Annotated in this window: 2 protein-coding genes; both read right to left on the reverse strand. The window is 36.2% G+C overall.

Features of this window, described 5'->3' with window-relative positions; all coding sequences use genetic code 11:
* Positions 1 to 56: 56 nt before the first annotated feature.
* Positions 57 to 191 carry a hypothetical protein gene (locus KQI58_RS23095; RefSeq protein ID WP_002302374.1) on the reverse strand — a complete coding sequence of 45 codons (135 nt, stop codon included), beginning with the start codon at positions 189 to 191 and terminating at the stop codon, positions 57 to 59.
* Positions 192 to 234: 43 nt separating this feature from the next.
* Positions 235 to 746: transposase (locus KQI58_RS23260; protein WP_216411152.1), on the reverse strand; the 512-nt coding region annotated here is incomplete at its 5' end.

The raw sequence follows: 746 nt of genomic DNA on the forward strand, positions 1-746 counted from the left end.
TAAGAAAACCTCAGGAGAAAACCGCTCCTGAGGACTTTTTGTTTAGATGAATCATTTTATTGTCGATCACTGATTCTAAATTCGTATCCAAGTACGTTCTTATAATATTCTGGATACATCTCTCCACCACATTTTTCGCAATCAAATTGCGGAGCGTTCTCAGGATCAAATGCAACATCTCCTGCATCCAAAAATTGAACTACTTCCTTTGGAATTTTTTCCTTTATCCCACATTCAAGACAAATGTAATGAACCACTCCATTGGAATCGAAGTTTTTTAAAAGCTGCTTCTTTTTCTTTTTCATACTTACGTTTCGATGCTTCTTCCCCAATTTTTTTATTCTCCTCTCGCATGAATCGTTCCGATTCTTTATTCTTCGCATATTTCACTACAAGTCGTCCATTTTTAGACACACTAACTCCACTAAATTCATAATATTCGCCACATCTAGTACATTCCAATGGATTTACTCCGAATTCTTCGGCTATTCGTTCACACCATGATTTTGGTTTAAGTGCTTTCTTCACGTTCACAAGCATTCGTTGAATCTCTTTCTGGTAATTACTTAATACTTTTTTCATGATTGTCTTGATCCGCCGACTATAAATGCCGTATCTACGAATTGTTTTGAACTGGTTCTCTGGAATATGACGAATCAGTGCACCAATAAATTCCTCTACCGACATCGTCTTTATCTTATCCGTGTTAGTTCGTTTATCATGATACTGAAACATCACTATTTTCC

Source organism: Enterococcus raffinosus, from assembly GCF_018917525.1.
Classification (GTDB): domain Bacteria; phylum Bacillota; class Bacilli; order Lactobacillales; family Enterococcaceae; genus Enterococcus_A; species Enterococcus_A raffinosus_A.